The organism is Colwellia sp. MEBiC06753 (assembly GCF_053470325.1).
The window spans coordinates 105,341-127,033 of sequence record NZ_JBQMTM010000001.1; the positions used below are offsets into that span (position 1 = coordinate 105,341).

The 21,693-nt window shown below is 39.0% G+C and carries 24 protein-coding genes; 18 read left to right on the forward strand and 6 right to left on the reverse strand.

All coding sequences use genetic code 11. From position 1 onward, the window contains the following. Positions 1 to 20: 20 nt before the first annotated feature. Positions 21 to 1,898, reverse strand: coding sequence for a tetratricopeptide repeat-containing sulfotransferase family protein (locus ACOB82_RS00480; protein ID WP_448210941.1), 1,878 nt, complete (start codon positions 1,896 to 1,898; stop codon positions 21 to 23). Between the two features lie 59 nt (positions 1,899 to 1,957). Between ACOB82_RS00480 and ACOB82_RS00485 the strand changes: the two genes are divergently transcribed. The 8 genes from ACOB82_RS00485 to ACOB82_RS00520 all read left to right on the forward strand — a co-directional run bounded on the left by ACOB82_RS00485 (position 1,958) and on the right by ACOB82_RS00520 (position 8,755). Continuing rightward, positions 1,958 to 2,710, forward strand: a complete 753-nt coding sequence (locus ACOB82_RS00485; protein ID WP_448210942.1) for a 2OG-Fe(II) oxygenase — start codon at positions 1,958 to 1,960, stop codon at positions 2,708 to 2,710. Continuing rightward, on the forward strand, positions 2,707 to 3,399 hold the full coding sequence (locus ACOB82_RS00490) for a 2OG-Fe(II) oxygenase (protein ID WP_448210943.1): 693 nt from the start codon (positions 2,707 to 2,709) through the stop codon (positions 3,397 to 3,399). The genes ACOB82_RS00485 and ACOB82_RS00490 overlap by 4 nt, the downstream gene beginning before the upstream one ends. 409 nt (positions 3,400 to 3,808) lie before the next feature. Beyond that, positions 3,809 to 4,588, forward strand: coding sequence for a DUF3450 domain-containing protein (locus ACOB82_RS00495; RefSeq protein ID WP_448210944.1), 780 nt, complete (start codon positions 3,809 to 3,811; stop codon positions 4,586 to 4,588). After that, entirely contained in the window at positions 4,588 to 5,937 is a 1,350-nt protein-coding gene (locus ACOB82_RS00500; protein ID WP_448210945.1) for a MotA/TolQ/ExbB proton channel family protein, read from the forward strand. Before ACOB82_RS00495 ends, ACOB82_RS00500 begins: the two co-directional genes overlap by 1 nt. After that, the gene (locus ACOB82_RS00505) at positions 5,937 to 6,461 is read left to right on the forward strand and encodes a MotA/TolQ/ExbB proton channel family protein (RefSeq protein WP_448210946.1); all 525 of its coding nucleotides are present in this window, start codon (positions 5,937 to 5,939) and stop codon (positions 6,459 to 6,461) included. The genes ACOB82_RS00500 and ACOB82_RS00505 overlap by 1 nt, the downstream gene beginning before the upstream one ends. 12 nt (positions 6,462 to 6,473) lie before the next feature. Then, complete coding sequence (locus ACOB82_RS00510; RefSeq protein WP_448210947.1) at positions 6,474 to 6,875, forward strand: ExbD/TolR family protein; 402 nt, start codon at positions 6,474 to 6,476, stop codon at positions 6,873 to 6,875. A gap of 3 nt (positions 6,876 to 6,878) precedes the next feature. After that, on the forward strand, positions 6,879 to 7,496 hold the full coding sequence (locus ACOB82_RS00515) for an energy transducer TonB (RefSeq protein WP_448210948.1): 618 nt from the start codon (positions 6,879 to 6,881) through the stop codon (positions 7,494 to 7,496). Further along, positions 7,496 to 8,755, forward strand: a complete 1,260-nt coding sequence (locus ACOB82_RS00520) for a tetratricopeptide repeat protein (protein ID WP_448210949.1) — start codon at positions 7,496 to 7,498, stop codon at positions 8,753 to 8,755. The genes ACOB82_RS00515 and ACOB82_RS00520 overlap by 1 nt, the downstream gene beginning before the upstream one ends. 76 nt (positions 8,756 to 8,831) lie before the next feature. Here the strand turns inward: ACOB82_RS00520 and ACOB82_RS00525 are convergent, their stop codons facing one another. After that, positions 8,832 to 9,794, reverse strand: coding sequence for a tRNA-dihydrouridine synthase (locus ACOB82_RS00525; protein ID WP_448210950.1), 963 nt, complete (start codon positions 9,792 to 9,794; stop codon positions 8,832 to 8,834). A 172-nt stretch (positions 9,795 to 9,966) separates the two neighbouring features. Here ACOB82_RS00525 and ACOB82_RS00530 point away from each other — a divergent pair, with 172 nt between their 5' ends. The 6 genes from ACOB82_RS00530 (at position 9,967) to ACOB82_RS00555 (ending at position 14,365) form a co-directional block, all read left to right on the forward strand. Then, positions 9,967 to 10,416 (forward strand): HvfA family oxazolone/thioamide-modified RiPP metallophore, encoded by a 450-nt coding sequence (locus tag ACOB82_RS00530; protein WP_448210951.1) that lies wholly within the window; start codon positions 9,967 to 9,969, stop codon positions 10,414 to 10,416. A gap of 174 nt (positions 10,417 to 10,590) precedes the next feature. After that, positions 10,591 to 10,713 carry a hypothetical protein gene (locus ACOB82_RS00535; protein WP_448210952.1) on the forward strand — a complete coding sequence of 41 codons (123 nt, stop codon included), beginning with the start codon at positions 10,591 to 10,593 and terminating at the stop codon, positions 10,711 to 10,713. A 7-nt stretch (positions 10,714 to 10,720) separates the two neighbouring features. After that, positions 10,721 to 11,101: a response regulator gene (locus tag ACOB82_RS00540; protein WP_448210953.1), complete on the forward strand. Its 381-nt coding sequence runs from the start codon at positions 10,721 to 10,723 to the stop codon at positions 11,099 to 11,101. A 55-nt stretch (positions 11,102 to 11,156) separates the two neighbouring features. Next, positions 11,157 to 11,702 carry an adenine phosphoribosyltransferase gene (gene apt / locus ACOB82_RS00545; RefSeq protein ID WP_448210954.1) on the forward strand — a complete coding sequence of 182 codons (546 nt, stop codon included), beginning with the start codon at positions 11,157 to 11,159 and terminating at the stop codon, positions 11,700 to 11,702. Positions 11,703 to 11,708: 6 nt separating this feature from the next. Continuing rightward, positions 11,709 to 13,976 carry a DNA polymerase III subunit gamma/tau gene (gene dnaX / locus ACOB82_RS00550; RefSeq protein WP_448210955.1) on the forward strand — a complete coding sequence of 756 codons (2,268 nt, stop codon included), beginning with the start codon at positions 11,709 to 11,711 and terminating at the stop codon, positions 13,974 to 13,976. A gap of 59 nt (positions 13,977 to 14,035) precedes the next feature. After that, the gene (locus ACOB82_RS00555; protein WP_448211236.1) at positions 14,036 to 14,365 is read left to right on the forward strand and encodes a YbaB/EbfC family nucleoid-associated protein; all 330 of its coding nucleotides are present in this window, start codon (positions 14,036 to 14,038) and stop codon (positions 14,363 to 14,365) included. A 110-nt stretch (positions 14,366 to 14,475) separates the two neighbouring features. On the opposite strand, the gene ACOB82_RS00560 is transcribed toward ACOB82_RS00555, so the two are convergent. Beyond that, positions 14,476 to 15,144 carry a site-specific integrase gene (locus ACOB82_RS00560; protein ID WP_448210956.1) on the reverse strand — a complete coding sequence of 223 codons (669 nt, stop codon included), beginning with the start codon at positions 15,142 to 15,144 and terminating at the stop codon, positions 14,476 to 14,478. A gap of 248 nt (positions 15,145 to 15,392) precedes the next feature. On the opposite strand from ACOB82_RS00560, the gene ACOB82_RS00565 reads away from it, so the two are divergent. Together ACOB82_RS00565 and ACOB82_RS00570 are read left to right on the forward strand one after the other, a co-directional pair. Beyond that, positions 15,393 to 15,647 (forward strand): hypothetical protein, encoded by a 255-nt coding sequence (locus ACOB82_RS00565; RefSeq protein ID WP_448210957.1) that lies wholly within the window; start codon positions 15,393 to 15,395, stop codon positions 15,645 to 15,647. Positions 15,648 to 15,758: 111 nt separating this feature from the next. Beyond that, positions 15,759 to 16,205, forward strand: a complete 447-nt coding sequence (locus ACOB82_RS00570) for a hypothetical protein (RefSeq protein WP_448210958.1) — start codon at positions 15,759 to 15,761, stop codon at positions 16,203 to 16,205. A gap of 48 nt (positions 16,206 to 16,253) precedes the next feature. Here ACOB82_RS00570 and ACOB82_RS00575 read toward each other — a convergent pair whose 3' ends face one another. Continuing rightward, positions 16,254 to 16,700: a hemerythrin domain-containing protein gene (locus tag ACOB82_RS00575; RefSeq protein ID WP_448210959.1), complete on the reverse strand. Its 447-nt coding sequence runs from the start codon at positions 16,698 to 16,700 to the stop codon at positions 16,254 to 16,256. 174 nt (positions 16,701 to 16,874) lie between these two features. Between ACOB82_RS00575 and ACOB82_RS00580 the strand changes: the two genes are divergently transcribed. Together ACOB82_RS00580 and modA are read left to right on the forward strand one after the other, a co-directional pair. Continuing rightward, positions 16,875 to 17,267, forward strand: a complete 393-nt coding sequence (locus tag ACOB82_RS00580; RefSeq protein WP_448210960.1) for a ribonucleotide reductase subunit alpha — start codon at positions 16,875 to 16,877, stop codon at positions 17,265 to 17,267. Beyond that, on the forward strand, positions 17,267 to 18,073 hold the full coding sequence (gene modA / locus ACOB82_RS00585) for a molybdate ABC transporter substrate-binding protein (RefSeq protein WP_448210961.1): 807 nt from the start codon (positions 17,267 to 17,269) through the stop codon (positions 18,071 to 18,073). Before ACOB82_RS00580 ends, modA begins: the two co-directional genes overlap by 1 nt. A gap of 14 nt (positions 18,074 to 18,087) precedes the next feature. Here the strand turns inward: modA and ACOB82_RS00590 are convergent, their stop codons facing one another. Together ACOB82_RS00590 and ACOB82_RS00595 are read right to left on the reverse strand one after the other, a co-directional pair. After that, positions 18,088 to 19,821 carry a protein kinase domain-containing protein gene (locus ACOB82_RS00590; RefSeq protein WP_448210962.1) on the reverse strand — a complete coding sequence of 578 codons (1,734 nt, stop codon included), beginning with the start codon at positions 19,819 to 19,821 and terminating at the stop codon, positions 18,088 to 18,090. A gap of 122 nt (positions 19,822 to 19,943) precedes the next feature. Next, positions 19,944 to 21,422 (reverse strand): NarK family nitrate/nitrite MFS transporter, encoded by a 1,479-nt coding sequence (locus ACOB82_RS00595; RefSeq protein WP_448210963.1) that lies wholly within the window; start codon positions 21,420 to 21,422, stop codon positions 19,944 to 19,946. Positions 21,423 to 21,693 lie beyond the last annotated feature (271 nt).

The window sequence follows — 21,693 nt, forward strand, 5'->3', positions numbered from 1 at the left end:
TAAAACTAAGAACACTAAACTTAAGAAAAGTTAGCGTAAGCTTCTCTAAATATCGCTAACTCCTCTTGATAATGTTGAGAAAAGCCGATTTTACTTTTATTAATCGGTTTTCTCACTTGTACTTCACTAAAGGTAAAGCTAGCAACATTTTGTTGGTAAAAGTTTAGATATTGCTCCTGCCAAGGTAACTCAAGAAAGTTAAATAATAATTGCGCTTGTTCAGCAGGTGACTGTGCAAGCTGCTCATAATTTAAATTATAAACCTGCGATGGAAACTGTTCTGTCCAGCAGTCCATAAGTTTATTAGCTTGCGCTATTGCATGGGCTATGTCGGTGAGATCGCAAGCATAGTTATGATATTCATTAAATTGCTGACTATAAATGGATAATGCTAAATCTTGAGGTAAACGCCGCATTTGTACGATTTTAGCGTTGGGGAAACTCGATAAAATAGCGCCGACATACCTAAAATTATGGGGCATTTTATCTAGTGTAATCTCAGCGCTAAAGCCAACATAGTCTCGGTAGGTTTGTTTTATTTTTGCACTGTTGTTAGCGAAATAGCTCGCAATACCATTTACCGGATTATTGGTTAGTAGAGTTTCGAAAATACTAGCAATGCCATTACTTTCATTGGCACTTTGACTATTAGGCAACTGACTTAAAATTCGGTTGGTTAACGTAGTGCCTGAGCGAGGCATACCGACAATAAAAATGTGGCTTGGTTGCCCAGCTTCGCTAGCGATAGATTGATAAGGTAGTTGTTGTAGCTTTTGGTATTCATGTTCAACAAGTTGATGGTTGTAGTGATTACTTGTTTCTATAAAAAGCTGTTTTTGGCTATCGTTTGCTTTTTTTAAGGCATTAAATGCACTGGTATACTCTTCTTTTTTTTCCAGAGATTTGGCTAGAGTGTAGAGGTTTTGTCGTTGCTCAAAGCTTGTAATTTCGACACTTTCAATTAAAGGTTGCAGCTGAGTGATAAGTCTATTTTGATCTCCACTTTCACCAAATTCACCAATAACTTGCCATGCTAAAGCAGAGTTAGGGCTTTGCTGTAATAGTTTGTTTGCAATAACAAGCGCTTTTTCTTTGTCATTATTTAGCCGTGCTAATTTTAATGATAATTCATCTGTAGCCAGATTAGTTATGCCGTTTTCACTAAGTAAGGTTATAGCTTGCGCTGTTTTTTCGGGCTCTTGTGCCAACAAATATAAATCAGCTAACCGAAGTAGGTTATCGTTTGATTTATTTAATTGGTATGCCCGCTCAAAAATAGGTACAGCTAAACTAAAATTTAATGTTTTAGCATAGCTCATAGCCAGCTTATCGAGTAGTTCGTATTGCTCAGGATATCGCGAGCTCAACTGTTGTAAAATAGTGATAGCCGGTTGCCATTGTTGTAATGCGATAAAGCTATTGGCCGATAGAAATAGTAATTTGTCATCTGCCAGTCCACTGCGCTTAATAATTGATAAGCATTGCTCAAAAGCACCAATTGCATAGGCAATATTGGCAAATGAACTCACTAATTCGATGTTATTACCTATGCTATTACTCAGGTTTTCAGCTAATGAGGCCAAATGCTTTTTTGCCTCAGAAATTTGGTTAGCACTTTTTAAACACACAAGGTAATTAAAATTGATATCTAGAGCGTTAGGCTCTTTTGATAGTGCTTGTTGAAATAGTGAAAGCGCTTGTTGATAGTTTTGGCGTTGCATATAAAGCGTTGCTAAACCAAATAATGCGTCAACCTGTGGTGACTGAGCTAATACTTTCTGATAAAGCGTTGCAGCCGTATCTAATTTGCCAGAGCGATGCGCTTGCTCAGCTTGAGCGATAATGTCAGAAATATTCATATTAGCGGTAATTTGTCTATCGGTGGGGTTCAACTTCATTGAATGTCGATGATACTATAAGCCACTTTATTAGTTAATTTGTTTTATTGTGCTTTCCTATGTCGTTGTCTACTGCGTTATCGTTAACTGAAAACAAACCTGCTGTTAATTTAATTAACCAATTACAAGAACACGGTTTTGTTAAAATTCCACAAGCGTTAACAACCGAATCTGCTGGCTTAATCGCAAAACATATCAATGAGCAGCAAGAATGGAATTTAGTATTTAACCATCAAGGTAAGCATCAAGACTTAAATGCTCAAGCCGTTGATACTTGGACCGAGAGCCAACAATCTGATTTGTTTGCTTTAGTTCACCAACAAGCGGCATCTGGTTTTCAATATTTATATGAAAATATCCCGCTGTACGATATTTACTTCGATAACTTATTACCCGGTCATTTTTTCAATCAGATCATTGAGTTTTTAAATACTGAAACAACGTTGAATTATTTTCGTGAGTTACTAGGTGTACCTGAAATTTCCTTTGCTGATGGTCAAATCACTCGTTATGGGCCAGGTCACTTTCTTAATGTCCACGATGATAATGTTGAAGATAAAAATAGAGTCGCGGCATTTGTGATTAATTTAACAAATAACTGGCGGGCAGACTGGGGCGGGGCATTACACTTGCTTGATAAAGAGCATAAAATCACTCAGAGCTTTTTGCCTTCATACAATGAAATTAATATTTTTAAAATTCCTGTCGACCACTACGTTGGCTACGTGAGCCCATTTGCTCAAGCTAAAAGAATTTCAATTACCGGCTGGCTAAGAACAGGAATAAACCCAAAAACTAAGGAAAAAAATTGATCAATATAGATTTACATCAGGCTTCGTTAGACGCTTACAAACAATCCTTCTTAGATAACGGTATTGTGAGAATTAATGAGTTCTTGCAACAAGATCAGGCATTGAATTTAGCAAATTTTGTTAGTGAAAATATCGAGTTCAAAAATGCTTTTTATCTTGATAACCAGAATAAAGAAGCATCTGATCAAGAGATTGGCCAACTTGCTCCTGAGCAAAGAAGACAACTGTATATGCAGATATACCAGTTAGCAGCACAAGGTAAAGGCTTTTTATACGGCCGTCATAAAGTCGATGAAAACAGTAAGCCACTCATTACGCAGTATTTACAAGCGTTAAACGATAATACATGCATAAACTTTATTAACGAGCTAACAAATAGCAATGACTTAAAAAGTGCAGATGGTCAGGTAACACGTTATAGAGTTGGTGACTTTTTAACTCGCCACAATGATGACGTAACCGCTGAAAACAGAAAATTTGCCTATGTATTGAGTTTAAGTCCGCAATGGCATCCTGACTGGGGGGGATTGTTACAATTTTTTGAGAATGATGGTACGCCAACCCAATCTTATATGCCGGTATTTAATACATTAACATTATTTGATGTTAAAAAAGTCCACTCTGTCACCTCTATCGCGCCATTTTCGCCACAAAGTAGATTCTCTATAACGGGGTGGTTTCGCAATTAATTAACACTATATTAACCTTAAGTGTTGTGTGAATTGTAAGCGATTATGTATTTAGATTTGACTTACTACGAATGAATTAGTAAAACAGTGGTCTGCAAGTTTTTAAGTTGGGAAGGATTATGCTCTAGCCATCGTTGAAAGCACTGAAAAGTTACAGAATATTTTTAGTGACTGAAAATTGATTTTCACCTTGTGTTTTAAATACTTGTTTAGAAAATTTTTATTCAGTCCAAGAAAATAATCATTCAGTTTTTTCTGTTCTTGGTTGACAGTTTCGCTGTCGTCTGGGAATATTGGCGAGTTGTATTCTAGATTAATAAATCCTTATATAAATGGCAGATTTGAATTCATCATTATGATGGGTTTTGAATTTTTGTTATCTAAGTTAAATAGCAATTGGTTGGGAACTATGTCCAAAATAAGTAAAAAGAACCTTATCGCATCGACGATAGCGGGTGTTTTAGCTTTGGGTGCTAGCAATATCGCTGCAGCTGACGCTTTAACTGACTTACAAAAGGCTGAAACGCAAATTTTTAAAGCGTCAGCTAAATCACAAAGCAAGATCGATAGCATCTATGAGCAGACGCAAGACTTACTCGCTGAGTACCGTACTACTGTAGATGAAGCCGAAGTATTATCTGGCTACAACGATCACGTACAACGCATGGTTGATGACCAAAAAGCAAATATCGCTTCTTTACAACGTCAAATCGACGGTATTGATAAGATCAAGCAAGGTGTTGTTCCTTTAATGTACAAAATGATTGATACATTAGAGAAGTTCGTAGAATTAGACGTTCCAATGAACTTAGACGGTCGTTTAGAGCGTATCGCTGGTTTACGTGACGTAATGGCTGATTCAAACATCACTACTTCTGAACAGTTCCGTTTAGTTTTAGAAGCTTACGAAATTGAAGCGAACTACGGTACAGTATTTGATGCTTACCAAGGTGAATTAGATTTAGGTGATCGTAAAATCACTGCTGATTTCGTTCACATGGGTCGTGTAGCGTTGATCGCTCAATCACTTGATTACAAGCAAGCTTGGGTTTGGAACAACGGCACTCGTTCATGGGATGAGTTAGGTGAAGAGTACTTAAAGTCTATCACTGACACTATCCGTATGGCACGTAAGCAATTGCCAATGGATCTAACTAAGTTACCAGTATTCGCAGCAGGAGCACAATAATGAAAAAAGTGATTAATTTTGTATTACTTGCTGCTTCTTTATCAGCAGGTTTCGCCACATCAGCAAGTGCTAATGAATTAGATAAATTGTTAGAACAAGTTAAAGCTGATCGTATTTCAGAAGCTAAGCTTGATAAACAACGCGAAGCTGAATTCACTGCCGCTCGTGCAGACAAGCAAGCATTATTGAACAAAGCTAAAGCTGAGCTTAAAGCACAGCAAGATCGCAATGCTCGTTTAACGAAAGAATACGCAGAAAATGAAATTACTTTAGCGCAAAAAGAGCAAGAGCTTGATAACGCGCAAGGTACTTTAGGTGAAATGTTCGGTGTGAGCCGTTCAGCCGCTGCTGATGCATACGGTATGATTTCTACATCAATCGTTAGCGCACAATTCCCTGGTCGTGGTGATGCGTTAAACCGCATCGCTAACTCAAAAGAAATCCCAGGTCTACCTGATTTAGAAGAATTATGGTTTGCTCTTCAAACTGAAATGACCGAATCTGGTAAGATTGCTCAATTCCAAACTGAAGTAACTAGCCTTGACGGTACTAAGAGCCAAGAAACGGTTACTCGTATTGGTACATTTAACTTAGTTTCTGACAACGGTTACTTATTCTTCAATGATGAATTAAACCAAGTTCAACCACTAGCTAAGCAACCGGCTGGTTACATTTCTGGCACAGCATCTAGCTTCTTTAATACAACTAGTGGCTATGCTCCAGTTTACGTAGATCCATCGCGTGGTGCTATCTTAGCGTTAGAAACTCGTAAGCGTACGCTTATGGAATTCTACCATCAAGGTGCTGAAGTAGGTTACGGTATTACTGTACTACTAGTTATCGGTTTATTAATTGCTCTTGAGCGTGTATTAGTTCTTACAGCTGTTAGCTCTAAGATGAAAGCGCAACAAAAGAACATGGACAAGCCAAACAGCAACAACCCACTAGGTCGCTTATTACAAGTTTACCAAGAAAACAAAGGTGCTGATGCTGAAACGCTTGAACTAAAACTTGATGAAGCAATTTTACGTGAAACTCCTACAGTTGACCGTGGTATTAACATCATCAAAATGTTCGCAGCTATTGCCCCGTTAATGGGTCTATTAGGTACGGTTATTGGTATGATCATGACGTTCCAAACAATCACATTGTTTGGTACAGGTGACCCGAAAATCATGGCTGGTAACATCTCTCTTGCGCTAGTAACTACTGCACTTGGTCTAATCGCGGCATTACCGTTGATTCTTGTTCACAGTGTTGTTGCTGGTAAAGCGAAAGCGGTTCTTCACAAATTAGACGAGCAAGCTGCTGGTTTAATTGCTGCGATCGCAGAGAAGGAGTCTAAATAATGTTATTCCTGATAGAGCTTGTTGAATCTGTCAGGAGTTTTATTGCAACTGGCGGTAACGTTTTATACTTTGTCGCCGTTGCTCTCTTATTGATGTGGATCCTAATGGTTGAAAGATATTGGTTCCTAGCAGCAAACTACCCAAAAATGCGTGATGAAATCATCAAGCGTTGGGATGCTAGAACTGATACTACATCTTGGTATGCACATCGTATCAGAGATACATGGATCTCCGAAGCGACAGAATTACTAGAGCGTAATATGCTCACGATTAAAACCTTAGTGGCAATGTGTCCACTAATTGGATTGCTAGGTACAGTGACAGGTATGATTTCAGTATTCGAAACCATGGCTCAACAAGGTACAGGTAATCCGCGTCTAATGGCTTCTGGTATATCAATGGCAACAATTCCGACAATGGCGGGTATGGTTGCAGCATTATCAGGCGTGTTCTTCAGTACACGATTAGACGCTAAAGTTAAACTAGCAAAGGCTAAGCTTGTAGATAGCTTACCTCATCACTAGAGAGATATTCGAATGGCACGTAAACGTATTCGTGAAGAAGAAGAAGCAGCAATCGATATGACACCGATGCTTGACATCGTATTCATCATGCTGATCTTCTTTATCGTAACTACCTCTTTCGTTAAGGAAGCAGGTATTGAAGTGAACAAACCAAAAGCGGCTAACCAAACTAAACAGAAGTCTGCAAACATCTTTGTTGCTGTTAAAGACACTGGTGAAATTTGGCTAGATAAGCGTCGTGTTGATATTGAGCGTGTTGCAGCGAACATTGAAAAATTATTAGCAGAGCAACCGACTGACGTGGTAATCATCCAAGCTGACAAAGAAGCCAAACATGGCGTTGTTGTTAAAGTAATGGATGCTATCAAAGAAGCAGGAATTGACCGTATCTCTATCGCAGCTGCTAAGGGGTAATCTATGGTTCGCTTTTTAGTATCAATACTACTAGGCGCTGCAGTTACCTTTGGACTATTTTCGTTCATGGCTTTCTTGATCGCCAGTGGTGATAGATCACAGGAAGAACAGTTAGAAAATATCGTGGTGGAAGTTAATACTACGCCACCAAAGTCTGCAGCTGAGACGCGTCGTCGAGTTCCGCCTCCGCCGCCACCGCCGCCTAAGACGCCACCTAAGCCTCAAGCTCCAGAGCCTGAAGCGAATAATAACCAAGGTGGAATTCAGTTTAATATGCCAGGTGTTCAATTAGCTGGCGCAAATACTGGATTGTCTGCACCGGGTGCTGGTTTTGGTAGAGACGGTGAAGCAACACCAATTGTTCGAATTGAGCCTAAGTACCCAATTCAAGCAGCACGTGATGGTAAAGAAGGTTGGGTAAGACTTTCATTTACTATTAACGAAATTGGCGGTGTTGAAGACGTAGAAGTAATCGAAGCAGAACCTAAACGTATTTTCGATAAAGAAGCAAAACGCGCTTTACGCAAATGGAAATACAAGCCAAAAGTTGTTGATGGTAAACCTGTTAAACAACCTGGCCTTACGGTTCAACTTGACTTTAAAATGGATGGAGGTAAGTAATGTTTAAAAAACTTGCGACAGCTCTTGTAATCGCTTCGGCAGTTACAACAGTACAGTTACCTTTATCATTTGACGTTCAAGCAGCTGAAACTGCTAAACAAGAAAAGAAAAAGCGCCCAACACAATTAGTTGGTCCATCAGTGGGTAAGAAAGTACAAAAAGCATTTGAGCTTTACAGTGCTGACGATATTGATGGTGCGCTTGTTCTATTGTTAGAAATTGAAGCAAAAGGTTACGACCGAGCTTACGTTGATCGCTTTATCGCGGTTATGTATGCAACAAAAGGTGATAACGAAGAAAAGGCAATTAGCTATCTTAAACAAGCTATCGCGCCTGACATTTTAAATGAAGTTGATCACGGTGAATCAATCAAGTTACTTGCTGATTTGCAAATGCAAACCAAAAAGTATCAAGATGCTTTAAACAACTATAAAGCATGGATGGAGTTCACTGGTAATGAGGATGCTCAAACTTACGTTAAGATTGCGCAAGCTTATTACGAACTTGGTCAACTAGATAAAATGATCGCGCCTGCTGATAAAGCAATTGCGTTATTTGGTGATAAGCCAAACCAAAACCCTTACATTTTGAAATTGACTTCTTACTACGAACGTAAGATGTATAAAGATGGTGTAAGCGTGCTTGAAACCGTATTGCAATTATTCCCAGAGAATAAGCAATGGTGGACGCAATTGGGTATGTTCTATTTACTAGTAGAAGACTACCCAAAAGCGCTAAGCACATTGGATATGGCATATAAGCAAGGATACTTAGTAAAAGAATCAGAGCTAAAAACGTTAGCTAGCTTATATCAATCAAATGGCGTGCCGTTTAAAGCAGCTAAATTGTTAGAGAAGCATATCGCATCTGGTGAAATCAAACGTGATGATCAGACGTTATCTACTTTAGCTAATGCTTTCCATGCCGCGCAAAATATTGCCGAAGCAGCAAACTATTACGGTGAAGTAGCTAAGTTAACTAATGAAGCACAACACTACCGTAAGCAAGGTATGCTATTGAAGCAAGACGAGCAATTTAAGAAAGCAATTGTTGCGTTTAATAAAGCGTTAGAACGAGGTGTGAGTAATGATGGTCGAGTTTATATGAGCTTGGCAGAGTCGCATTTCTACCTTGGTCAGTATAAGCAAGCTCATGTCGAAATTGAGCGAGCGATGAAAGACCCTAAATCTCGTAAAGCAGCGAGAAGTTGGAAGTCGTTCATTGAAGATACTGCGCGACGTAAAAACGTGGCAATCTAATCAAGTTGTTACTGAAAAAAACCAGCCTATTGGCTGGTTTTTTTATATCAAAATTTACAAAAATCTAAGCTGTTTTTCAGACCTTTTCAGCCTTTAACATTGAAGACTTAAGCACTTCTAGAATTTCATCTTTAGTTGTCAGGCGTTTTATAGCAACAAAAAGCGTACCAGCTTCAGGGTACATATATTTTATGTACCGTAGCCATTGTTTAAGCCTACTTGAAAAATAATAGGGACTACTATCGCTAGTATCTGACGTTAGCCATCGGTTTATAACCATGCATACTTGCAGCCATGAATAAGGCGCTTCATTATACTTAATGATATTGGCTAAGTTTGGGGTTGCTAAAGCCCCTCGACCTAACATTAAGTGCTCAGTGGTTGCTTGTTCTTTACATTGTATGGCCTGAGCTCTATTCCATATTTCACCATTAGCAATAATCGGCATAGTCAATTGAGATTTTATGTCAGCAATATATTGCCAGTAAGCCGGTGGGTTGTATCCTTGCCGTTTGGTTCTGGCATGGATGGTTAACATATCTGGCTTTGACTCAGCTATCGCTTGAGTGATCTCAGTTAATAAGCTGACATCGTCGTACCCTAATCGTATTTTGACCGATAGTGGTTGATTTAAACCTGTTAATGCCGCTTTTGTCGTCGAAATAATTTTATAGAGTTGCTCTGGCTCTTGTAGTAGTACTGCGCCGCCTTTGCTTTTATTTACTGTTTTTGCAGGGCAGCCGAAATTTAGATCAATGCCTTTGCTGCCAAGTTCGGTGGCTATTATCGCGTTCTCTGCAAGCCACTCTGGATGTTGGCCTAGTAACTGAACACGAACAGGTGTACCTGATGAGGTTACGCTGCCTTGCTTAAGCTCAGGAGCTATTTTATAAAACAAATGCTTAGGTACCTTTGTTTGGCTTACCCTGACAAATTCAGTAATACATAAATCATAATGATTGATCTGAGTTAACAAGTCCCGCATAGGGTAATCGACTACACCTTCCATAGGTGCAAGTAAAATCTGGCTTTTATTCAAAAATATATCTATAAATTAACAAGCGAATACCTTATTTTACGTGAATAGCGTTAACTAAAAAATAACTACCTATTAGGTATTAATTTGAAATTATTTGCTAACACATTAGGTCTAGTTTAAAAGGCTTATATTTAAATAAGCACCAAAGAAAATTAATATGAAGGAAAACATGATGAGCGTAATTAAAAAACCGATGATGTCATTACTTTTAGTGGCTTTTTCAGTAACGATGTTAGCAGCTATGCCGGCAAAAGCAGAAACTAATCCTTTTGCTGTAGCCGATGTTGTTAGTGTGTCAGTTGATGCTAAAGGCGATAAGTGTGGCGAAGGAAAAGCCAAGGACAAAGGTAAGTGTGGCGAAGGCAAATGTGGTGAAGGAAAAGCCATGGCCAAAGGCAAGTGCGGCGAAGGTAAATGTGGTGAAGGAAAAGCTAAGGCCAAAGGTAAATGCGGCGAAGGCAAATGTGGTGAAGGAAAAGCCATGGCCAAAGGCAAGTGTGGCGAAGGTAAATGCGGTGAAGGAAAAGCTAAAGCTAAAGGCAAGTGTGGCGAAGGAAAAGCTAAGGCCAAAGGCAAATGCGGCGAAGGAAAGAAAAAATCAGCTGATAAATGTGGCGGCTAAGCTAAAAAATGAGCAAGCTTAAAAAGCTGGGTTTACCCAGCTTTTTGTCTATTTAATCGCTGGTATTCTCATTGATTCTGGCTAATAAAGTTTGATCTAGATCAAAATTTACTGGGCATATCTTACTCAATACTCTATAATGCGCCGCAAATTAATTAGTGTAGGAAGTATAAGATGTCTCACAATGAAAATTTCAAAGATAGCGCGTCAAAGCGTCATTTATTCTTAGCCGCATTGGCACTAGTTGCTATGCCGTTATTACCTATGTTAATGGGTTGGTACACTTACTTAGCGTAAGATAATTATGAATATTTTAGTGGTTGATGATAAGCAAAATGTGCTTTCCCACCTAGCAGAAATTCTTTCGGCAAATGGTGGCAACATCACCGAGGCAACGAATGGTCTTGATGGTTATGAAAAATATCAAAAAGGCACTTTTGATCTGCTTATTATCGACCACCTTATGCCGCTAATGAATGGCATACAATTACTAAAAAATATAAAACAACATGAAAATGACGCAACACCTATCATTTTTATGACGACTCAAGGTAAGTCAACATTACCTGAACTTATCGAACAGTCGCTTTGTGACTGGATTATTGATAAGCCAATTGATGACAATGAGATTATTTCTCTTGTTAATCAACTCCAAAACACAAATAGTCGCTTAGCCTCTCTATAAAATCGAGACAATTTCATTTATTCTTAGGCAATTGTTTTAAGAACTAAGTGTAAATATGACTGACTCAGATATTGCGCTACTAAAAAGCGCTGTTCATACCATCGAAGATTACCCAAAACCTGGCATATTATTTCGTGATGTCACTGGCATATTAGAAAATAATGCAGCGTTTGCGTTAACCATAGAAGCATTAAAGAAAAAATTTAGTAATCAAGGCTTTACCAAAATCGTTGGCACTGAAGCTCGAGGTTTTTTATTTGGTGCACCGTTAGCGTTAGCACTTGGTGTTGGCTTTGTTCCCGTGCGTAAACCTGGGAAGTTACCAAGAGATACTTTTTCACAAGATTACGAGCTTGAGTATGGGACAGATACGTTGGAAATTCACAAAGATGCCTTGGTTTCCGGGGATAAAGTCTTAATTGTTGACGACTTGTTAGCAACTGGCGGTACGATTGAAGCAACGTTAAAGCTGATTGAGCGAGTTGGTGCCGAAGCGACTGATGCTGCGTTTGTTATTTCACTACCCGATTTAGGCGGTGAAGCTAAGCTTAAAGCATTAGGGTTAGCTGTTACTACATTAATTGAATATGAAGGTGAATAACACAGCATGAGTTATCAAGTGTTGGCGCGGAAATGGCGTCCTAAAACATTTAATGAGTTAATGGGGCAGGAACACGTTGTATCTGTGCTTGTTAATGCCATTACGCAGCAACGCTTGCACCATGCTTACTTGTTTACTGGTACTCGCGGTGTAGGTAAAACGACAATTGCGAGAATATTTGCCAAAAGTTTAAATTGTGAGCAAGGGATTAGCGCTGAACCGTGCGGTCAATGTGACGTATGCCAAGATATTGATCAGGGGCGTTTTGTTGATTTATTGGAAATTGACGCAGCATCACGGACTAAAGTGGATGATACTCGAGAAATTCTTGATAATGTGCAGTACGCGCCAACACGTGGGCGATATAAGGTTTATCTAATAGATGAAGTGCATATGCTCTCTAGAAGTAGCTTTAATGCACTGTTAAAAACATTAGAAGAGCCACCAGCTCATGTAAAATTTATTCTGGCAACTACCGATCCTCAAAAGTTACCTATCACTGTACTTTCTCGTTGTCTTCAATTTCATCTTAAAGCGTTATCTGTCGCTCAAATAGCACAGCAATTAACAAAAATTTTAGCTGAAGAAAAAGTTACTTTTGAAGACGAAAGTATCAACATGCTGGCTAAAGCAGCTCGCGGTAGTATGCGAGATTCATTGAGCTTAACAGATCAGGCAATTGCTCAGGGGCAAGGACATATTAGCGTCGCTAACCTACAGCAAATGTTAGGTGGTGTTGATCAACATTGGGCATATAAAATTTTGATCTTACTTTTAAAGCAAGACTCCAATGGTTTAATGGAATTATCCAAAGAAATTGCCTCTTATGCCCCAAGTTATCAGCGTTTGTATGCCGAGCTTATTCAGTTATTACATCACGTTGCCTTATATCAAATTGTCCAAAATCACTTTGATTTGTCGCCTGAACATGCAAAGTTAACCGAAAAGTTTAGCCAAGCTATGTCAGCTGACGAAGTACAACTGTATTATCAATTAGCATTAAATGGCCGTAAGGATTTACCTTATGTCGGTGACGAGCAGGCGGCATTTGATATGACCTTGTTAAGGCTTTTGGCGTTTAAACCTGCTCAAAAGCCAGCTAAACAAGAGGTTGTTAGTTCAACTAGCGAACAATTATTTGAAGTTGACTTTAGTGACATAGCGTTGGCTGACTCACAAGTGACTTCGCCAGAGGTCGCCGAGGTAAAACTTCCACAATCTGAACTCGCTGCAGCGAAAAAAGATTTAACTGCCAGAGAAATTGAAAGTTCTGCGGTCGGTCAGGTTGATGCCGAAATTGACGAAAATACTGCTAACACAGATTGTAAAGGTTTTGAGTCGCAATTAAATGATGAAATGTTAGCGATTGAACAAGCAGCTGCTACCCAGTTCGTTCAGCAATCTACTGATCTAATTGATGAAAGTAGCACTGAAGCGTTAAGTGCTGTTGAACAAGGTGAGGATGTAAAACCAAGCACGGAGTTTCATTCTGATCATTTGGCTGAACAGCCTGCGGAAATGTCAGTTGATAAAAAGCCGAGTATAAGTGCGGCTGAAGATAATAAAAACGCTGCCACAACTGAACCAGACAACACCAATCATTTTGTGCCAAATACCAATATCCTTGATGTCGATGGTACGAGTAGTGAGGCCAGTACTTCAGCAAGTGCTAACGTAATTAGCTCCCCTGTAGAGTCAGCACTTGCGACACGTAATATGCTAAGAAGCCGCAAGAAAAAGCTGGAGAGTGCTGGAAAAAAGTCTAATGACGCAGAAGAGCGTCAACAAGTTAAAGCTGTTCAAGTTATTCCAGACGTACCAGCTATTGAAACCTTGCCTGAGCAAGGATTCTCGCCAGATGCGATTGATCCAGCCGTAATCAAAAAAGCCAATCAGGTTGATAAATGGGCGAATATGATTGATACCATGGCACTGAATGGTCGATTAAGAGTACTCGCGCAACATGCTATTATTGATCAGCAATCAACCGGTGAGCATTTAATTTTATTGCTCAATCAGTCTGCCAAACATTTAAAAACCGAAGTGGCAATGGAGCAGCTGCAAGCTTTTGTTGGCGAGTATTTCAATCAACCTGTGACTGTAGAGGTCAAGATTGTTGAACAAACAGCAGCAGATCCGATAAAAATACAAGGGCAAATTAACGAAAAACGTTATGAATACGCCAAAACAGTATTATCAGAAGATCCTGTAGTACAGTCGCTTCAGCAAATTTTTCAAGCGGAATTAGACGAATCTAGCATAATTGCTCGTTAGAGCACTTGAATTGTCAGTTGATTACGACTATCTTTGCGACAACTAGTTTTTGGAGAGTTATTATGATGAAAGGCGGTATGGGCAACTTAATGAAGCAAGCCCAACAAATGCAAGCAAAAATGCAAAAAGCACAAGAAGAATTAGCCAATATGGAAGTAGTTGGTGAGTCTGGTGCTGGTATGGTGAAAGTAACAATGACAGGCTCTCACAGTGTACGTCGTGTGGAAATTGATGAAAGCTTAATGGAAGACGACAAAGATATGATTGAAGATCTTGTTGCCGCAGCGTTCAATGATGCAGTAAGACGTGTTGAAGAAGCAAACAAAGAAAAAATGGGCGCACTAACAGGCGGTATGCAAATGCCTCCAGGTTTTAAAATGCCGTTTTAAATATTTAACTATTATTTTCCATGAAGTTAGCAGTTATTTTTGACAGTATTTATTAATTGGAAATAATATGGAAATTTTTGAACAAAGCTCAAGTGAATTACTTGAGCTTTTTAATTTGTGGGAAATTTTATATTTAAATCTTTAGTCAGTTGAAGAATATAATTTGGATTTTCGTTTTCAATCCATTTTGCATAAATTTTTTGAATTAACCCCCAGTTTGAGTGCCCCATTTGTTTTGCTAACCAAGCATGATTAGCACCTATCATTAACATTTGAGAAGCATAGGTATGCCTAAGCTGATATGGTGGGCGATATTCAAGCCCTGCTTCTTTTAGCCAACGAAACCATTGTTTAGGAGCCGTAGTTAGTTCTGGTCTTTTATAAGGCTCACCTCCGCGACTTAAAAATACACGACGACGTTTGACCCGTTCTATTTTGTGATTTTTATAAAATACAGTTTCTTCTCTTAATTCATTATTAAATGAATCGTTCATTTGTTCCCTGAAAATACTGATTACCTCAGGAAGTAATTCAACTTTTCTATGACCAGCTTCCGTTTTCGGTGGCTTAAGTTTACCTTGACGGTCAATATTATATTTAATACGCAAGTAACCTTTTTCTAAATTTACATCTTCCCAAGATAGCGCTTTTAATTCACCAGGCCTTAAACCTGTCCATGCTAAAATAAAAATCATTCTTTTCGTTTGGCTGATATGTACAGTATTTAGTAACTTGTTTAATTCCCGTTGCGTGAATGGGAGAATACATTCATCTTCCAAATTGATATCTTTAACAAGCTTTTTTACTTTTAAAAAAGGATCAGAAGTTATGACTTGATCATATAGGGCTTCATAAAAAATTTGCCTAAAAGTTTGAGAATATTCAATTACAGTTGATGCTGATCTAGTTTTTAGTGAATCAGATCTAATTTGATTTAATACTCTGTGGTCTATTGTACGAATGTCCTTATCGTATAATTTATAATGTTTTAACCAGTTATGATATTGGAGAAAAAGAACTGGACACGATGCCTGATTGTGTAGTGCGTCATGTGGTCAACGGCGGCACCTTTAACATCGAACCAAACGGTGTTGGCATGTTTGCCATTGAAAAAGAACTCGATGCTACCTTTGCAAATGGCTCAGTGAGCTTTATTGAATTAAAGCACAGTATTCGTTTTGGTGTGCCTAATGTTAGTGAGCTATTTTTGAGAACGCAGCAAGAGTTTGAGGCAGCGATTACTCAAGATAAATTATGTGTAGTCGATGGTAAGGATTTATAGCCCACACTATCGATTATCCACAAAAGGCAGCTATACCACTAGGTGCCCGTTCAACACGCTAAATGATTGTATCTTTTGGTCAGTACTTGAATCACAGAGGGTGAGGGCGATATGAAACCTTATTGTTATCGTGCATTTGATTTTAGAAATCGTTTTGAGGCGCCTTTTTCAACCGTTTTAGCCGCACTTAACGCTATCTACTCAGATGAAGCTTACCTACCTGAAATAGAAAGTTACATCGTGGCTTATTATGAAGATGGCCGGCAGTTACAGGTACCAGATTCATTTCATATAATTCGAAAACCACGTTTTGCGAACACTGATGAGGCGGCTAAGTGGCTTTTACAACGAAATACGATGATAGATGACAACGCTGAAGTTGATTATCGAGGATTAGCGTTTGGTATTGCGGTAGCCAATTATCAAGATCCGCTGGACAAACAAATTGATGATGCAATGTCATTTTTTGATGCTGAACTTGATAGAGAGACGCCATTAATAGAAATAGCTAAAAGCATCGAAAAATGGTTAACGAATTATTGCACAGTCTTAAAATAGCAACCTGACATCTAAATATAGCGACTAATATTTAGACTTATTTGAATGTTATCCTGCTAACTTTGGTTGTGTTTTCATATGTAGAAAAATCTCGGCTAATTGTTGTTGATTAATGTTTTGATCAATCATTGGATATAATATGTTTTCTTCTTTCATATTATGGCTTGAAAGTAAGGTTTCTAGCTCTAAAATTTCCGGTAAATCCTGAGGTGTAGTGTCGTTAAGTCTATGTTCTATGTCATTTAATAAACGTTTGATAACCATATGTTCGGAGCACATAACATTTGTTGGCCCTTTACTCATAGGGGCTAATTTTTCGATTAGCGGAAATAAAATATTTTCCTCCTGATCAATGTGCTTTATTAGGTCATTTTTAAATACAGTAAAAAATTTACTACTTTGAGCTTTGTCTAAAAGTAGCCATGATTTAAAAGCAGCAAATAGATAGTCGAGGCGCTTATGATCAGTAGAAAAAAATTGATTGATTAATGACATTAACTTTTCCAAATTTTGAACTAAATGTTGATTAAAGGTAACGATTTAGATTTAAGAATTCCATTGTGCTAGTGGGGTAGTTGATAACCCAATAGTGGTACTAACAAATGGGCATTTTAGTTGTTCTTGGCTTTGATAAAATGTCAAAACAATATAGTTATTTAGGTACTAATAATGAGTAAAATTTACAAAGAATTGTTAGATATGGCAAATAATCAGACTGAGCCACAAAGGTTGTTATTTTTATTTGCTCAACCGGAAGGAAATAACCCTAAGAAAAGTAAAAAGCACCAAAAGGGGCATTTAGAACCTGTAATGTGCGTTGATAAATTACCTGCTGAGGTTGAAAGTTTTGAAAAATTAGTAGCTGAAGCGGATAGTATCGAAAAAAACTGGCAGTTTGTATTTATTTCAGGATTAAGTGGTCAAAATAATCAAGCACCAACGCCAGAAGAAGCGGAACCTTATTTAAATAGAATGACAAGCGATTTAATGACAGGACAAAACATAGCGAGATATCTAGTACTAGATAGAGAGGGGAAACCCATTGAAATGATGGTTAATTGATGAAGTTACCGAGTATCGTTGCATCACTTTGGCTTGTTCTTTTAACATTTCCAGTATTAGGAGAACCCTTATCTGTTGCCGTTGCTAGTAATTTTTATGCTAGTGCGGTGAAATTGGCAGATGGATTTGAGCAACAGACTGGTCATCAAATAAAAATTGTTACTGGCTCTAGCGGGGTGTTGTATGCCCAAATAATAAAAGGGGCGCCGTTTGATGTTTTTTTGTCAGCAGATAAGCAAAGACCTGTATTACTATTTGAACAAGACAGAGCGAGTAAAAGTCGAGCTTATGTTCTCGGAAAACTTGCTTTGTGGCTTCCAAATGAGCCGCGCGTTTTCGGCGGTAGTGAGCGCCACTTTAATGGGAATGTTTTACTTAAATATCAAGGCAAGCTTGCTATTGCTAATGCAAAGTTAGCGCCTTATGGCAAAGCAGCAGAGCAGGTGTTAGATGCATTATCACTAAAAGATACATTTGTTGATCGTATCATCACTGGGAATAATGTTAATCAAACCTTTCATTATGTCGACTCAAACAATATTAACGCAGGCTTTGTTCCTGAATCGTTACTTATTTTAGCTGCACAGAAAGCGAGTAACAAAATAGTAAATAAATATCAGAAATTTTGGTCCGTACCTGAGCACTTGCATCAACCGATAGAACAACATGTTGTCGTATTGAAACGTAGCAAGCAACCGATATTAGCTAGGCAATTTGTTGACTTTTTATTGTCAATGCCAACACAAAAAAAATTGATGAACTGGGGGTATTTAAGTCCTATTAATAAGCAACCAAATTTAAAATAGAACCATTCTTACCATTAACTACCTTTAAAAAGTGCAATCACTACAACTAGCATTAACACCCAAGCCCCACAGAGCATTAGCCAAAACCATACCTTATTCTGTTCTTCTTTAGCTTCTGGCACATCCAGTAAAAAAACAGGGTTAGGCTGAGTTAAATCATTTAAAAAGGAATCCAGCGTTAAATAGCGTTTTTCTGGCGATATTTGTACGCCTTTTTCTAATGCTCGATCGAACCAAATAGGAATGACGGGATTGTAGTAACTGGCGCAAATATAACGCAGTCTGTCGTAATCAAATGCCGTTCGGCATTCTTCTACGGCATCTCCGTAGGGCAATTTACCAGTAAACATTTCATAAGTGATGGTGGCAAGTGCGTATAAGTCACCTTGAATGCCAGTATTTTTTCCGAGCAAATATTGAGGATCGGAATAGGTTGCGGTGCCGAGTGCACCATCATGTTCAATGGGATTAAATAGCTCTGCAGTACCGGCAACAAAGGTTGAACCAAAATCGACAATTTTGATGGCTAATTTATCGTTAATCATGATATTAGCGGGTTTTAAATCTTGGTGAATGGTTTCTTTATCATGAAAACCAGCAAGGCCTTGAGCTATTTGTTTAACAATATTAATCGCAACTTTAGGCTGGGGCAGCGCATTGTGTTGCATCCACTTATCAAGACCAATGCCGTCAACATACTCCATCAAATAATATAAGCAAGTGCGCGGCCTTGTTTGCTCAAGTACTTTTACTATTTTATCGTTGTTTAATCGCTTACCAATCCATTCTTCCTGAATAAAGCGATCAATATAATGAATATCGTCAGTAAAATTTAGTGACGGAGTTTTCATAACAACTTGTTCGCCAGAGCTGGCATCGCGCACTAAATAAAGCTGCGAGCGACTACTGGCGAATAGCTCCTTTTCAACAACAAAACCATCAAGCTTCATGCCCGGCTCTAATGGTGGTGGAAAGGGCAGCCGAGTTAGTTTGGTATTAAAGTCATCGAGGCTTTCGTTGGCGATACTATTAATTTGAGCGACTACACACGAGAGGTTGTCGTCACTGCCGTTGTTTAATGCTAGCTCAACGAGTTGCTGGGCTTTTCCCTGTTGTGAGCTTGCGCTTGATAACAAAGCGATTAACGCTTGTTCATCAACAAATTCATGAACACCATCAGAGGTCAGAACAAGTTGATCATTAGGCTCTAAGGCTATTTTTCCATAATCAACGTGCAGGTTGTTGTCCATGCCCAGCGCGCGGGTTAAATAGCTTTTACCTTCAGCGATAAAGGCACAATGATCACGAGTTAACTGCTTTAATTCCCCTTGCCTTAATAAATAGATTCGGCTGTCGCCAATATGGAAAAAATGTGCGGTTTGTGATTTAAATACCAGCCCAACAAACGTACAAAGATAGCCTTTTTGTTCAGAGCTAAATTCATGGCTTTTTTTGTAAAGCGATAGATTAGTGGCCGACAGTACTTTTTCTCCACAATGGGCGACAGACCAAGTGTCAGGCGATAAATAATAGTCTTCAATAAAGCGATCTACCGCAGTTGAGCTAGCTTGTTGACCAGCTTCAGCGGTGCTGACACCATCAGCCAGTGCACAGCAAATGCCTTTGCTCGATTTTTTGGCTGGCTCTAATGGAATATGAACGGCAACGGCATCTTCATTAACCGGTTTAATCCCCGCCAATGTATAACTGCCGATGGTTGCACTTAATTGACTAGAAATATCATTCATCAGTGTCTTTATTACTCTGTATGTATAATTTTTACTGCATTAATTGAAAAGCCCAAAAGCGAGTTAATATGGCGCCAATACTCATTTCAATATTAACTCGCTTATTTTGGGGGTACTTGATATTAACTTACATCAATCATGTGAACAGAGCCATCTTCCATAACTTCAGCTATTTGGCCGCGCGGCTCATCTAAGCACATCGCAAAGAAGAATATTACTAATGCTGAAGCGCCAATCACCATAAAGAACGTGCTGTAATCAACGAACGATAACACGGTTAAATAAGTAACCGCACCAACATTACCATAGGCACCAGCCATACCAGCAATTTGCCCGGTCATTCTGCGCTTAACTAAAGGAACGATGGCAAATACCGCACCTTCACCTGCCTGCACGAAGAAAGAGCAGCACATAGTGGCAATTACCGCTAATGGAATATACCAAGCGCCAGTGATTTGGCTAAGCACAAAGTAGCCAATTGCTAAGCCGCCAATCAATAACATCAGGGTTTTACGGCGGCCAATAGTGTCTGATAAATGGCCACCTGTTGGGCGAGCGACTAAGTTCATAAAGGCAAAACCTGAGGCAAGTAGGCCAGCTTTCACTGGATCGAGCCCTTCAAAAGTTTCCAAGAAAAATAGTGGCAGCATTGAAACTACCGCAAGCTCAGAACCAAAAGTGACAAAGTATGAAATATCTAAGATGGCAACATTTTTAAAGTTGTATTTTTCCAGCTCAGGTACGCCTTTCGTTAAATTTTCTTTATTGACTGACCAAATTTGACTGAACTGAATTAGCATAAGTACCGCAAGTATTACCCAAGCAATGTACATGGTTTGCTCAGAGAATAGGGTGACGCCAGCAGGTGATAGTTTCCAAGCCAATACGCCAAGTGCAAGGTACATAGGTATATTCATTGCTAAGTAGAAAATAAAATCTTTCCAGCTGGTCACTTCCAAGCCACCTGCTTTTTTCGGTTTGAAATAAGTAGAGCCTTTTGGCGTGTTTCGCGCTTGAGAGTAGTAAAAGATACTATAGAGGCCAATTAAAATACCTGTGCTACCAATAGCGTAACGCCAGCCATCTTCACCGCCAAATATTAAGGCTAAGGTTGGTAATGTCATCGCTGCGGCAGCAGAGCCAAAGTTACCCCAGCCACCGTAAATACCTTCAGCAACACCGACTTGTTTGGCTGGAAACCATTCTCCTACCATACGAATGCCAATAACAAAACCGGCTCCGGTAAAACCAAGTAGAAAACGGAATAGTGCTAGGCGCTCATAACTGTCGGCAAAGGCAAAGCCTAAGCAAGTAAATGCCGAAATAAACAATAGGCAACTGTAGGTTATTCGAGGCCCGTATTTATCAACCAGCATGCCGATAACAATTCGCGCCGGAATAGTTAATGCAACATTTAAGATCATTAGGGCTTTTATTTGCGGCGTAGTTAAATCAAAAGCTTCTTTGATAAAAGCCAGCATAGGTGCGTGGCTAAACCACACCACAAAAGTAAGGAAGAATGCAAACCAAGTGATATGCAATGTTTTAATTTTTGGGTCGCCAAAATTTAGCAACCGCATTTTTCCATCAGCTTCAGACATATTACGTCTCCCATAAGTGTTATTTAGCAGTGCCATTTTTTGGCCTGCTGACTTTGTTCTCATGGGGTTATCATTCACTTTTGTACAAAGAAAATATTGACTTAAATCAAGTTTCATCATGGCAACTCTAAAGCGGAAATCACGGGCTACCTACTAGGTGTAAGGAAGAACTTTTCGGGGCTGCCTGAAAAATGGCGGCCAACTACCCAAATGGTGGTAGTACTTAAAAATTAAAGAATACGAGAGGAAACTAAGAGGTATTGCAATTTTA

Coding starts and splice junctions, on each gene's coding strand:
- ACOB82_RS00510 (WP_448210947.1), top strand. CDS start 6,474: ATGGCACGTAAACGTATTCGTGAAGAAGAAGAAGCAGCAATCGATATG.
- ACOB82_RS00505 (WP_448210946.1), top strand. CDS start 5,937: ATGTTATTCCTGATAGAGCTTGTTGAATCTGTCAGGAGTTTTATTGCA.
- ACOB82_RS00580 (WP_448210960.1), top strand. CDS start 16,875: ATGAGTAAAATTTACAAAGAATTGTTAGATATGGCAAATAATCAGACT.
- ACOB82_RS00565 (WP_448210957.1), top strand. CDS start 15,393: ATGCCTGATTGTGTAGTGCGTCATGTGGTCAACGGCGGCACCTTTAAC.
- ACOB82_RS00535 (WP_448210952.1), top strand. CDS start 10,591: ATGTCTCACAATGAAAATTTCAAAGATAGCGCGTCAAAGCGTCATTTA.
- ACOB82_RS00575 (WP_448210959.1), bottom strand. CDS start 16,700: ATGTCATTAATCAATCAATTTTTTTCTACTGATCATAAGCGCCTCGAC.
- ACOB82_RS00485 (WP_448210942.1), top strand. CDS start 1,958: ATGTCGTTGTCTACTGCGTTATCGTTAACTGAAAACAAACCTGCTGTT.
- ACOB82_RS00515 (WP_448210948.1), top strand. CDS start 6,879: ATGGTTCGCTTTTTAGTATCAATACTACTAGGCGCTGCAGTTACCTTT.
- apt (WP_448210954.1), top strand. CDS start 11,157: ATGACTGACTCAGATATTGCGCTACTAAAAAGCGCTGTTCATACCATC.
- ACOB82_RS00520 (WP_448210949.1), top strand. CDS start 7,496: ATGTTTAAAAAACTTGCGACAGCTCTTGTAATCGCTTCGGCAGTTACA.
- ACOB82_RS00540 (WP_448210953.1), top strand. CDS start 10,721: ATGAATATTTTAGTGGTTGATGATAAGCAAAATGTGCTTTCCCACCTA.
- modA (WP_448210961.1), top strand. CDS start 17,267: ATGAAGTTACCGAGTATCGTTGCATCACTTTGGCTTGTTCTTTTAACA.
- ACOB82_RS00570 (WP_448210958.1), top strand. CDS start 15,759: ATGAAACCTTATTGTTATCGTGCATTTGATTTTAGAAATCGTTTTGAG.
- ACOB82_RS00500 (WP_448210945.1), top strand. CDS start 4,588: ATGAAAAAAGTGATTAATTTTGTATTACTTGCTGCTTCTTTATCAGCA.
- ACOB82_RS00530 (WP_448210951.1), top strand. CDS start 9,967: ATGAGCGTAATTAAAAAACCGATGATGTCATTACTTTTAGTGGCTTTT.
- ACOB82_RS00480 (WP_448210941.1), bottom strand. CDS start 1,898: ATGAAGTTGAACCCCACCGATAGACAAATTACCGCTAATATGAATATT.
- dnaX (WP_448210955.1), top strand. CDS start 11,709: ATGAGTTATCAAGTGTTGGCGCGGAAATGGCGTCCTAAAACATTTAAT.
- ACOB82_RS00590 (WP_448210962.1), bottom strand. CDS start 19,821: ATGAATGATATTTCTAGTCAATTAAGTGCAACCATCGGCAGTTATACA.
- ACOB82_RS00595 (WP_448210963.1), bottom strand. CDS start 21,422: ATGTCTGAAGCTGATGGAAAAATGCGGTTGCTAAATTTTGGCGACCCA.
- ACOB82_RS00495 (WP_448210944.1), top strand. CDS start 3,809: ATGTCCAAAATAAGTAAAAAGAACCTTATCGCATCGACGATAGCGGGT.